At 73.4% G+C, this 11,986-nt stretch carries 9 protein-coding genes; 4 read left to right on the top strand and 5 right to left on the bottom strand.

Annotated features, from left to right (window positions below):
• Positions 1-22: 22 nt before the first annotated feature.
• Positions 23-1,498 (top strand): RNA polymerase sigma factor, encoded by a 1,476-nt coding sequence (locus tag ACRYCC_RS33315; RefSeq protein ID WP_433817758.1) that lies wholly within the window; start codon positions 23-25, stop codon positions 1,496-1,498.
• Between the two features lie 4 nt (positions 1,499-1,502).
• Here the strand turns inward: ACRYCC_RS33315 and ACRYCC_RS33310 are convergent, their stop codons facing one another.
• Positions 1,503-2,282, bottom strand: a complete 780-nt coding sequence (locus tag ACRYCC_RS33310; protein ID WP_433817756.1) for a hypothetical protein — start codon at positions 2,280-2,282, stop codon at positions 1,503-1,505.
• 432 nt (positions 2,283-2,714) lie between these two features.
• On the opposite strand from ACRYCC_RS33310, the gene ACRYCC_RS33305 reads away from it, so the two are divergent.
• Positions 2,715-3,980: a ricin-type beta-trefoil lectin domain protein gene (locus ACRYCC_RS33305; protein ID WP_433817755.1), complete on the top strand. Its 1,266-nt coding sequence runs from the start codon at positions 2,715-2,717 to the stop codon at positions 3,978-3,980.
• Positions 3,981-4,115: 135 nt separating this feature from the next.
• Here ACRYCC_RS33305 and ACRYCC_RS33300 read toward each other — a convergent pair whose 3' ends face one another.
• The 4 genes from ACRYCC_RS33300 to ACRYCC_RS33285 form a co-directional block, all read right to left on the bottom strand.
• A complete protein-coding gene (locus ACRYCC_RS33300; RefSeq protein WP_433817754.1) occupies positions 4,116-5,417 on the bottom strand; it encodes a glycosyltransferase in 1,302 nt (433 codons plus the stop codon).
• Between the two features lie 119 nt (positions 5,418-5,536).
• On the bottom strand, positions 5,537-6,292 hold the full coding sequence (locus ACRYCC_RS33295) for a hypothetical protein (protein ID WP_433817752.1): 756 nt from the start codon (positions 6,290-6,292) through the stop codon (positions 5,537-5,539).
• A gap of 261 nt (positions 6,293-6,553) precedes the next feature.
• Positions 6,554-8,110 (bottom strand): protein kinase domain-containing protein, encoded by a 1,557-nt coding sequence (locus ACRYCC_RS33290; RefSeq protein ID WP_433817751.1) that lies wholly within the window; start codon positions 8,108-8,110, stop codon positions 6,554-6,556.
• Complete coding sequence (locus ACRYCC_RS33285) at positions 8,107-9,702, bottom strand: serine/threonine-protein kinase (protein ID WP_433817749.1); 1,596 nt, start codon at positions 9,700-9,702, stop codon at positions 8,107-8,109. The genes ACRYCC_RS33290 and ACRYCC_RS33285 overlap by 4 nt, the downstream gene beginning before the upstream one ends.
• Before the next feature lie 145 nt (positions 9,703-9,847).
• Here ACRYCC_RS33285 and ACRYCC_RS33280 point away from each other — a divergent pair, with 145 nt between their 5' ends.
• Both ACRYCC_RS33280 and ACRYCC_RS33275 read left to right on the top strand, forming a co-directional pair.
• Complete coding sequence (locus ACRYCC_RS33280) at positions 9,848-10,219, top strand: DoxX family protein (protein ID WP_433817748.1); 372 nt, start codon at positions 9,848-9,850, stop codon at positions 10,217-10,219.
• Positions 10,220-10,525: 306 nt separating this feature from the next.
• Complete coding sequence (locus ACRYCC_RS33275; protein WP_433817746.1) at positions 10,526-11,971, top strand: dihydrolipoyl dehydrogenase family protein; 1,446 nt, start codon at positions 10,526-10,528, stop codon at positions 11,969-11,971.
• Positions 11,972-11,986 lie beyond the last annotated feature (15 nt).

The following is an 11,986-nucleotide window of genomic DNA, read 5'->3' as shown; positions in this document are numbered from 1 at the left end:
TGAAGACGTCGATGATCGTCGATTGGCGGCATCACTGCATGGGGCCGGCGCGAAGGCTCTGACCCAGATCTACCGGAGCTATGGGGCGCGGCTGTACGACTACTGCCACACCTATCTCCGCGATCAGGCCGAGACGGCCGAGGCCGTGCACGATTCGCTGATCGCGGCCCAGCAGCACATCGCCAAGCTGCACGAGCCCGAGCAACTGCGCGGATGGCTGTACGCCATCGCCCGCCGGGAGTGCCTGCGCCGCCTCGACGAGCGGCAGGGAGTGCACGCCGAGCGTCACGAGGCGCCCGCCGCCGAGGACGACGTCGACCTCGAACCCGCGGAGCGGGCGCGGCGCGAGGAGATCCGGGAGCTGGTCTTCAGCGCCCTGGCGACGCTCGTCGGCCGCCAGCGTGAGGCGGTCATCCTCATCGCGCGCCACGAGCTCGACACCTGGCAGCTCGCCCGGGTCCTCGGCATCTCGGAGAACCAGGCCGTCCAGCTAGCCGAGCAGGCGTCCGGTGACCTCGAGATCGCGTTCGCCGCCGCCCTCGTCGCCCGTACGGGACGGGCCGACTGCCCGAGCGTCAACGCCCTGATCGAGACCTGGCCGCCGACCCGCGACGGGTACCAGCGGCTCATCCGGCACATCGACGCCTGCCCGATGTGCGGCGAACGCCACCTGCGCAAGGTCCCCGCGCGGCGGCTGCTCCAGCTGCTTCCGGCCGCGCTGCTCCCGGCGGAACTCTGGCGGGAGATCTACACCACGACGAACGCGCCGGAACGCCGGGCGAGGCGGTCGGCCGTCGCCCGCCGCGCCGAGCCCTTCGACGAGACGGGCTGGCCGGCCCACCCCGTACAGAAGGGCGCCGCGCCGAAGGCCGGTCCGCAGCGGACCGGCGTCCAGCGCGCTCCTCGCAACCGGCCCCGTCTGTGGCCGGGTCTCGCCGCGGCCGTCTGCGGCCTCCTCGCCACCGGCACCGCGGTCGTGGTCCTGCAGAGCGGTACGACGCCGAGCTCCGGCGACCAGGCGCTGGCGGCGCCGGGCAAGGTCAACCCGCACCGTTCGTCCGTCGGGAACCCGGGCGCCGGTCCGGTGTCACCGACCTTGAGCCCGACGTCGGCCACTCCCACTCCGACGCCGACGCCCACTCCGACGCCCACCCCGACCCCCACTCCGACGCCGACGCCGACGCTGACCACGGCCCAGCCGCAGCCGACGAAGTCCGAGGACCCCAAGCCGGAGACCCCGGGCACGCTGGGGGTCTCCGGCTGCAGCATGCGATCCGGAAGCAGAAGCTGCACGATCACGGTGACCGCGAACGGCGGGCCGGTGCGGTGGCGCGTGACGGGCAGCTCGAGCGAGCTCAGCGTCTCGGGCGGCGGCGAGCTCGCGTCCGGCCAGTCGGCCAGGGTCACCGTCCGCCGGGAGGGCTGGTGCCTCGGGCAGGGCAGCGGCTCAGTGTCGTTCTCGCCCAACGGGTCCGCCTCGGTCAGCTGGAGATGCTGATCAGTCAGAACTGCGGGTCGCGCGGGAGCGCGAGCGCCTGACCGGCCTCCACGGCGGCGTGCACGCTGCTCTCCAGCTGGTCGGCCATCCTGCCCGCCTCGTCGGCGAGCCCCTGGATGCCCTGCCGGTCATGGGTCTGCGCGAGCAGGTCACGGTACCTGTCGTTGCGCGCCATCATCCGCTGCGCCACCAGCGCCGAGTCCGCCGCGCGCACCCGCTGCGCGTACTGCTCCAGGAGTTCGACCCGCCTGCCGATCTCCGCGGCGGATCGTTCGATGGCCTCGCGCTGGGGGCCGACGACCGCGGCCAGCACCGCGGTCATCTCGGAGCGGGAGACCGTCCGCTGCTCCGCCCGCAGCACGGTCTGCTGGTGGGCCATCCAGGCGATCTCCCAGATCTGCTGGGGGAAGATGACGTGGTTGGCGATGGTGTCGAGCATGCCGTGCCTGCTGACCTCGGACTCCAGGACGGTGCGGACGGCGGCCCGGGCGCGCACCACCAGCTGCTGGCCCTTCCGGTCCAGATCGCTCGGCAGCACGTAGCGGCGGTGGTAGAAGCGGGCCGCCCGCGCGGCCTTCACCTCGGGCCCCTCGAACCACGCGGCGGTCTGGGCGAGGGACAGGAAGACATCGGCCCACGGTCCCGCAGCCCTTCCGTACAGCCGGTCGGCCAGCGAACGGACCGGCGGCGGCGGGAAGCTCGCCGGGATCAGCACCCGCGGGTACCGCACCAGCAACCGGCGATCCCGCTCGGGAATGGTCGGGTCAGTGATCGGGGGGTACACCGATACGACCTCCTACCGACATCCGAACCGGCGGCTCTGTTCAGAGTAACGGCCGAGGCCAGGCGATCCGTTCCGTGAGACGACGCGGACCGTGGGCGGGGGATCCACGTCACGGATCGTGGGCTCCGGCCGGGTCGTCGCGGGCCGCCCAAGACCGGACAAGCCCTTCATAGTGTCCTCAAGGCGCACATAACTCTGCTGGAAAATGCCGCCGCGGAATCGGTATTGACAGGACTCGCGGCCGGAGTTAACTTCCGAACTATTAGGAACCTTTCCTAATAGTGATCCCCCGGGGACTCCGGTCCGCTGAGGGGATGTGCCGCACCGTTCCCCCCGACGACGTGCGAACAGAGGTGATCACCGCCGCGAACCCACCGTCGCTCCGCTGACCGACCTGTGCCTCCGTCCCCGCCCTGGAAGGCCGAAGCCCTCATGACCATGCCCACCGCACCACCCCGCCCACGACGCGGTGTACGCCTGATCCTCTCCGCCCTGCTGCTCACCGGCCTGAGCGGCGTCGCCGCCACGGTCACCGCCCACGCGGCCGCCCCGGCGGCCGTCGCCGCCGCCACCTTCACCGACGACTTCGACGGTCCGGCGGGCGCCGGCGTCGACCTCGGCAAATGGCACCCGGAGACCGGCGACAACGTCAACAACCACGAACGCCAGTACTACACGAGCGGTACCCACAACGCCGCCCTGGACGGCCAGGGACATCTGGTGATCACCGCGCGCCGTGACAACCCGGCCGGCTACAACTGCTGGTACGGGCCCTGTCAGTACACCTCCGCCCGGTTGTCCACCGCGGGCACCTTCACCCAGGCCTACGGCCACTTCGAGACCCGCATGAAGCTGCCGAGAGGGCAGGGCATGTGGCCCGCCTTCTGGATGCTCGGCAACGACATCGGCAGCGTCGGCTGGCCCGGCAGCGGCGAGATCGACATCATGGAGAACGTCGGTTTCGAGCCGTCGACGGTGCACGGCACCCTGCACGGTCCCGGTTACTCCGGCTCCGGCGGCATCGGTGCCGGCTACACCCTGCCGGGCGGGCAGAGCTTCGCCGACGCCTTCCACACCTTCGCGGTGGACTGGGCGCCCGGCTCGGTGAAGTTCTTCGTCGACGGGCAGCTGTACCAGACCCGGACTCCGGCGGACACCAACGGCAACCGCTGGGTGTTCGACCATCCCTTCTACCTGATCGTGAACCTGGCGGTCGGCGGGTACTGGCCCGGCGACCCCGACGGCAGCACGGTCTTCCCGCAGACCCTCGTCGTCGACTACGTGCACGTCACCAACGGTGGCGGTACGGGCTCGGGCACCGGCCAGATCACCGGGTACGGCGGCAAGTGCGTGGACGTGGCCGCGGCGAGTACCGCCAACGGCACGGCGATCCAGCTCTACGACTGCAACGGCACGGCGGCGCAGAGCTGGACGGTGTCCGCGGACGGATCGCTGCGGGCGCTGGGCAAGTGCATGGACGTGACCTCGGCCGGTACCGCCAACGGCACCCAGGTGCAGCTCTACGACTGCAACGGCACCGGCGCGCAGAAGTGGCAGGCGGGCAGCGGGGGGACACTGGTCAACCCGCAGTCCGGCCGGTGCCTGGACGCGACCGGGCCCAGCTCTGCCAACGGCACCCGCCTGCAGATCTGGGACTGCACCGGCGGCGCCAACCAGAAGTGGAACCTGCCTGGTTGAGACACCGAGTGCGGCCACCCGGCTGAGACACCCGGTCGGGACACCTGGTCACGACACCGTGCCGGCGCCTGCGACGACCGCGGGCGCCGGTGCGGCCAGGCGGCCTCTCCGGGACCGTCTCGCGCGAACCCGTGATCAAACGAACCGGCCGGCATGTGCCCCGGGTGCGCCGACGAGTTCGAGGATGGCTTCGGCGGCCGCCCCCGCACCGTCGACGGCGGCGAACACGGCCTGCAGGCGGCGTGCGGCCTGCCGATGACCCTCGCCGTCGAGCATCGCCCGCGCGAGCTCGGTCATGCGCGGCGTCCCGGCGTCCGCCATCGAGACGAGCCGGGCGGCTCCCGCCCGCTCGGCGAAGGCGACGTTGGCGTCCTGCTCCGGCTGCAACGGGACGCCGATCAGCGGCACCCCGGAGGCCAGCGCGGTCTGGACGCTGCCCTGGCCGCCCGCGGTGACGGCGAGATCGACCCTCGGCATGACCAGATGGTTGGGCAGCAGGGCTTCGACCATCACCTGCTCGCTCTCCAGATCGCCGAGGTCGTGCACCGTCGCCGCCATCAGGATCCGTACGTCCAGCGCGGTCAGCGCTCCGACGATCCGGCGGACGAGCTCTGCGGGACTGGAGTTGACCGAGACGTACACGACCGGGCCCGGGCCGGTGAGGAACCGCTCCACGCGGTCCGGCACGGGCAGGGCGAGCCGCGCGTAGAGCGGGCCGGTGTAGCGCAGGCGGGTGCCGTTGCGATAGCGGCTCGGATCGCGCGGCGTCCAGGTGTCGACGTCGTGCCGGGAGACCCCGAGCACCTCGGGAACGTCGGTGACCAGCGTGAGGTCCCCGAGCAGTAGCGCCGGGAAGCTCGGGATCCCCTCGACGCCGAGCTCACCGGCGAGCCGGTTGAAGTCATCGGTGTAGAGGGCGAGGCGGGCGGCGCCCTTGTTGACCATCCAGCGCCGGACGGGCCGGGGCAGCAGGCGCTCGAAGGGCAGGCCGACGGGCCGGCTGGGCGCCGGCAGCAGGCCTCGCTCGAAGACGGGCGGCAGATAGGAGCCCGCGTGCTCGGTGACGAGCGGGATCCCGGCGACCCGGGTCGACAGCAACGCGGTCAGCGTCCAGCCGGTCACCACGGCCCGGACGTCGTGCGCGCGGAAGCAGGCGGCCTCCGCCTCGACGTAGCCGCGCATCTCCTCGTCGTCCCACATGCTCTGGTCCGGGGAGCCGATGCCGGGCACGGAGCGTACGAACGAGGCGGAGCGCTCCGCGTCCATCCCTTCGCCGATCAGCTCGTAGGAGACCCCGGCGTCGGTCAGCACCCGCGTGTAGGGCCCGCCATGGGTGGCGACCCGGACCTCGGCCCCGCGGGCCCGCAGTGCCTCGTAGATCTCGAGCATGCGCGAGGTCTCGGACAGAAAGCAGCAGTTCGGCAGCAGGCAGATCATGCACATCACCTCACGCCCGAGCTTAGGCAATATATTGCCTATGTCAAGCGATCTCCCTGGAGATCACTGGCCAGGGCGAGGGCGAAGGCCCGGGCGCAGAGCCGTGAGGTGCGCCCGGATCACGTCAGGCCGGCGGCCACCTTCGTGGTGATGTTGCCGAGCGCGTAGTTGCGCACCTGGACGATGGTGTCGAGGGTGGCCGAGTTCTTCCCGCTCGCGCTGGGCAGCCCGACGACGCTGTTGACGAGCCCGGTCAGCAGGCCGCAACCCGAGGCGCCGGGGATCGCGAACGTCGAGTCCGACACGTCGGCGCGGATGACCGGGGCGCCGGCGAGCAGTTGCGCCCGGAGGTTGGAGACGACCGGGCGGATGGTGATCGGCGCGGCGTTGGTGCCGATCGAGCAGTTGTTGCCGAGCAGCGGCTGGATGACCTTGACCTTGATCGGGATGGCGGTGGGGAGGAGGCCGTCGCTCTGCAGGTCACCGGCCTGCTGGACCTGGATGCCGACCGAGTCCAACCCGGGGAAGTCGATGCCGGTGGGGACCTGCATCGGCGGGCCGCCGCCGAGGTCGCCGGTGATGGTGGTGAGCTTGCCGTTCTGCGGGCCGACGGCGACGTTGAGCTGGATGGGGCTGCTCAGGGTCTGGTTCAGCGAGCCGAGTTTGATCGTGCCGGCGGCCAGGGTGACCGAGACGCAGTTCCACAGCAGCCGGGCGGCTCCCGCGGGAAGCGCCGGGCAGTTCTCGAAGTCGGCCGCGCTGGGCACGAACGCGGTGTCGGCGTGCGCGGTCGCCGGGCCGGCGAGCACGGAGGCGGCGACGGCGGTGGCGGCGAGCCCGGAGACGAGACGGGCACGGCTGAGGAAGGGCTTCATGGATCCTCCGGGGTGGGATGCTCCTCAGCCGGCGGTCCGGAGGAGAGGCCGCGCCAGGCTAATCGCGCGCTCGCAGCATGATCAATGATGTGCGGCCACATCTTCGGCCGCCGTTTTGCTCGATCGTGACAGATCCGGGCCGGGCGGCACCGCTCACCGCCGCCCGCCCGGCAAGGCGCCCGCACGGCAAGGGGCCCGCCCGACGTGGCGCGCACGATCGGCAGGGTGCGCCCGCCCGGTACGGCGGCGTGACGCGTACTCTCAGCGCGGCAGCGCGGCGACGACCCGCCGGGCGTTCGCGACGGCGCCGGCGCGCCACCGCACGGCCCTGCCGGGAGCGTGGTCGGCCCGGTAGACGATGTCGACGAGCACGTTGCTCACCCGCAGGTGCACCTCCGCCCGTCCGCCGTCCTTCGCCGGTGACTCGGTCAGGTACGCCTCGTCTCCCACCCCGGTCAGGTCCTCGAACGGGGCCTCCGGCACCGACGAGCCACCGCTCGGTGCGGCACGCGCCCGCTCCGCGGCGAACGTGCCGTGCGCCGCCTGCACCGGTGGCACCGTGCCGGGCGGTACGGCCCGTACGGCGACCGACAGGGCGTACTGCGGGCCGGTCGGCGGGTAGGTGAGCGTCTGCCAGGTGCATTCGTCGCGCTCGGTGTCGGCGGACGCGTTGATCAGCGCACTCGGCACGAACCGGCCCGCCTGCTCCGCGGTGAGCAGGTTGCAGGCCTTCGGCCGGACGGCGAAGCGCGCGGCGGCGGCGCTGGCGGGTGCGCTTCTCGGCGCCCCCGTGGGCGCGGCGGTCGGCGTCCGGACCGGCTCCCCGCCACCGCCCCCGCCTGCGTACACCACCACGGTCACCACGGCACCGGCCACGCCCACGGCGGCAGCCGCCGCGACGATCGGAAGCCGGCGGCGACGCCGCAACGGCAGCGTGCGCGGGTCCGCCCGCGCGGCCGATCGCGCCGGGCCGCCAGGACGGCTGCCGGCGGGGACGGGCGGGACCGGACCGGGTGGCACCGACCCGTCGGCCACCGCGCGCAGCCCGGCTTCGGCGCCCTGCGCGTTGAGCCGTACGGCCGGGTCCTTGGCGAGCAGCGCCAGCAGGGTGCCGGTCAGCGGGCCGGCCCGCAGCGGCGGGTCCGGCTGCTCGGTGAGCACGGCACTGAGCGTGCCCATCACCGTGGTGCGCGCGAACGGCGTGCGCCCCTCGACGAGCGCGTACAACGTGGCGCCGAGCGACCACAGGTCGGCGGGCGGGCCGCCGGTCTCGCCACGGGCGTGCTCGGGCGCCATGTAGGCGGGCGTCCCGATCAGGGCGCCCGTGCGGGTGAGCGAGACGTCCCCCTCCAGCGTGGCTATGCCGAAGTCGGTCAGGACCGCGCGGCCGTCATCGCGCAGGAAGACGTTGGCGGGCTTGACGTCCCGGTGCAGCACCCCCCGCTCGTGCGCGGCGCGCAGCGCGGCGAGCACGTCGAGCCCGATCCGCGCGGCACGGCCGGGGGCCATCGGCTGCTCCTGCTCCAGGGACCGGCCGGCCAGCAACTCCATGACGATCCACGGCCGCCCGTCCTGCTCCGCGACGTCGTGCACCCGTACGATCGCGGGGTGCCGCAGCGCGGCGGCGGCGCGGGCCTCCCGCAGCACCCGGGCCGCGGCGGCGGCGCGCCTGGCCGCGTCGAGTTCGGCGGGCAGCAGCAGTTCCTTGACCGCCACGTCGCGGCCGAGCACCTGGTCGCGGGCGCGCCAGACGACGCCCATGGCGCCCTGGCCGAGCCGTTCGACCAGCCGGTAGCGACCGGCCACGGTGACGGTCATCGGCGTGCCGCCAGGGCCCGCGCGATCGGCCGGGCGGCCTGCAGCGCGCCTTCGGGGCGGGCCGCGCCGCGCCGGTAGACGTAACCGACCTCCACCACCCGGTGGCCCACCCGGAAGACCACGTACGCCTTGTCCACCGGCACCGACGTGCCTGTCTCCTCGTAGGCGAACGCCTCCTCGCCCAGGCCGCGCACCTCGCGCACGGTGCCCTTGCTGGCTCGCGCGTGCGGCACGCCGATCTCGTCCCAGCCCCAGACCACGAGGCCTCCCGGGGCGAGGCGCTCGGCGTTGCGCGTGCTGACGAAGGCGTTGTGCGCCTCGATCGGCGACTCGGCCTTCTCGGAGCCGTTGCCGGGGGCCAGCGTCAGGCCGCGCCCGGGTCGCGCCCAGTAGCAGGTCCCCGGGTAGTCGGGGTCGGGCCGGGCCCGGCCCGCGCCGGGCACCAGCCGCCTGGCCTGGGCGTCGCCGAGCAGCGCGCAGTAGTCGACGGGCGCGGCCGTGCCACCGGGCCGGGCGGTGCCTGGCCCCGGGGTCGCCGGTGGCCCGGAGGTCGCCGGTGGCCCGGAGGTCGCGGATGACCCGGAGGTAGCGGCCGGGCGGCGGGCCGTGTCGTCCGGCCACAGCGCGACCCCGAGCGCGACGCCGCCGAGCAGGATGACCGCGGCCACGGCGGCGAGCCACGCCGGGCGACCACGGCGCTCCCGGGGCCGGCGGGCGGCGGGTCCGGGCGGCGCGCCGTGCAACCCGGACGGATGGCCGGCGGCGACCCGGCGCAGAACCTGTTCGGCCGTGCCCGCCGGCAGCCGCTCGTCCGGGTCCTTGCGCAGCAGGTACCAGATCAGCGGCGCCAGCGAGGCCGCGCGGCGGGGTGGCGGCGGCTCCTCGGTCAGCACCGCGCTCAGCGCCGCCATCGGCCCGTCGCGCTCGAACGGCGGAGCGCCCTCCACCGCCGCGTACAGCGTGGCCCCCAGGGACCACAGGTCGGCGGCGGGGCCGGCCGGCTCCTCGCGCAGCCGTTCCGGGGCGGTGTATCCCGGGGAGCCGATCAGCGTGCCCGTCCTGGTGATCGACGGATCACCCGCCACGGTGGCGATGCCGAAGTCGGTGAGGATCACCCGGCCGTCGTCGGCGAGCAGGACGTTGCCCGGCTTGACGTCACGGTGCAGTACGCCCTGGGCGTGCGCGGCCCCGAGCGCCGAGGCGAGTTCGGCGCCGATCCCGGCCACCGTACGGAAGGGGAGCGGTCCACGCTCCGCGATCGCCTGGGCCAGGGACGGCCCGGCCACGAGCTCCATCACGATCCAGGGCCGGTCGTCCTCCTCGACCACGTCGTGCACCGTGATGATCGACGGATGGTCCAGCAGGGCCGCGGCGCGCGCCTCACGACGGGCCCGTTCACCGGCCGTCGCGCGTTCGGCGGCGGTGAGCTCGGGCGGGAACACCACCTCCTTGACCGCCACGTCGCGGCCGAGGAGCTCGTCACGGGCCCGCCAGACGGTGCCCATGCCACCGGTGCCGAGAGGCGCGGCAATGCGGTACCGCCCGGCCAGTACGCGATCGTCCCCATTCATCGCGTTGGTGATCCTACTCATCCACGCTCACCGGCACGGGCGAAGCACTTCCCGCCCGCCCCCGGGAAAAAGTTGACGTGTCAACGTAAAAGTCGTAGCTTTACTTTTAAGCTTCAACAATCCCGGGTACGGCCGTTCAGGTGCCGCAGTCGAAAGGATCAACGACATGTTCATCGCTGCCGCCATCCTCAGCATCGTGCTGGCCGTCGCCGCGGCCGGCGCGGGTGTGCCGAAGGTGCTGCTCAAGGGGGACGTTCCCGTACAGCTCCAGCAGCACATGGGCCTGAGCGAGGGTCTGGTCCGCTTCATCGGCCTGGCCGAGGTGGCCGCCACGATCGGCCTGGTCATCGGACTGTTCTGGCAGCCGCTCGGGATCGCCGCCGCGGCGGGCTTCGCCGTCCTCATGCTCGGCGCGATCGGCTTCCACGCCAAGTCGGGCGACTACGCCGACGCCAAGCTGCGCGGCCCCGCGATGGCGCCGATCGTGCTGGCCGTGGTGGCCATCGCGGCCGTCGTCACCCTCGCGCTGTCCATGTGACGCCGCTCCGGCGCGCCCTTCCCGGCGGAGCCCCCTCGGTCGCCGGTGGTGACCGATCGTAGCGTCGGAGGTGTAGCCGATGACGAGAGGCGACGGCGACGGGATTCCGTGCCGCGTGAGATGACGGTGTCCCCGCACGAGGAGTACGCCTCGGTGTGCGTGTGATCGCGGCCAGGTTCGGGCAGGTACGGCGTGTCCGGGGTGCGGGGGGACGCGATCGGTGGCACCTCGGATCCGTGTGTCGATCATGAGGGCTCGGGGTCGCGTCTGGGCCTGCGCCTTACTGCGGGGGGATGGGAGCGGGCCATGGGTGGAACGGCGGGCGGAGCCCCGGACATCTATGACGTCGTGGTCATCGGCGCGGGCCCGGTCGGCCAGAACGTCGCCGACCGGGCCGCCGCCGCCGGACTCGGCGTCGCGGTGGTGGAGAGCGAACTCGTCGGCGGCGAATGCTCCTTCTGGGCGTGCATCCCCAGCAAGGCGCTGTTGCGGCCGGTCGTCGCCGTCGCGGACGCCCGCCGGGTCGGTGGCGCGCGGCAGGCGGTCACCGGGCCGCTCGACGCGGCCGCCGCGCTGGCGCGCCGCGACGGCTTCGTCGGCGGCTGGCGGGACGACGGGCAGGCCGACTGGCTGAAGAGCATCGGCGCCCAGCTGATCCGCGGCCACGGGCGGCTGGACGGTCCGCGCCGGGTCGCCGTCCAGATCCCCGAGGGCGGGCAGGTGATGCTCACCGCCCGGCACGCGGTGGCCGTCTGCACCGGCAGCCGGACCGCGATGCCCGACCTGCCCGGTATCGCCGAGGCCCGTCCCTGGACCAACCGCGAGGCCACCGGCGCGAGCGCCGTACCCGGGCGGCTCGCCGTCGTCGGCGGCGGCGGTGTCGGCGTGGAGATGTCCAGTGCGTGGCAGGGCCTGGGCGCCTCGGTCACCCTGCTGGCCCGCAACGGCCTGCTGGAACGGATGGAGCCCTTCGCCGGTGAACTGGTCGCCCTCGGGCTCGCCGAGGCCGGAGTCGACGTACGCGTCGGCGTCTCCGTCACCGGGCTGCGCCGCCCGGGCGGCACCGGGCCGGTCACCCTGCTGCTGGACGACGGCGATGAGCTGGAAGCCGACGAGGTGCTGTTCGCCACCGGCAGGGAGCCGCTCACCGACGACATCGGCCTCGACACGGTGGGCCTCACCCCCGGGTCCTGGCTCGAGGTCGACGACACCTGCCGGGTGCGTGCCATCGACGACGGCTGGCTGTACGCGGCGGGCGACGTCAACCACCGGGCCCTCCTCACGCACCAGGGCAAGTACCAGGCGCGGGTCGCGGGCAGCGCCATCGGAGCCCGCGCCACCGGGCGGCCACTGGACACCGCGCCCTGGGGCGCCCACGCCACCACGGCCGACTCCCACGCGGTGCCGCAGGTCTTCTTCTGTGATCCGGAGGCCGCCGCGGTCGGCCTCTCCGCCGCCGAGGCCGAGCGGGCCGGGCACCGGGTACGGGCGGTCGACGTCGAGCTCGGCCGGGTCCCCGGGGCGAACCTCTACGCCGACGGCTACCGGGGCCGGGCCCGGATGGTGGTCGACCTCGACCACGGTCACCTGCTGGGTGTCACGTTCGTCGGCCCGGGCGTCGCCGAGCTGCTCCACTCCGCCACCGTCGCCGTCGCCGGCCAAGTCCCCGTCGACCGGCTGTGGCACGCCGTCCCGTGCTTCCCGACGATCAGCGAGGTCTGGCTGAAACTGCTGGAGGCCTACCGGGGTTGACGTCCGCGTGGTCAC

It is taken from the genome of Actinomadura scrupuli (assembly GCF_050971785.1).
Taxonomy (GTDB): Bacteria; Actinomycetota; Actinomycetes; order Streptosporangiales; family Streptosporangiaceae; genus Actinomadura_E; species Actinomadura_E scrupuli.
The sequence above is the reverse complement of the archived record's forward strand: the minus strand, read 5'-3'. Positions and strand labels throughout refer to the sequence as shown.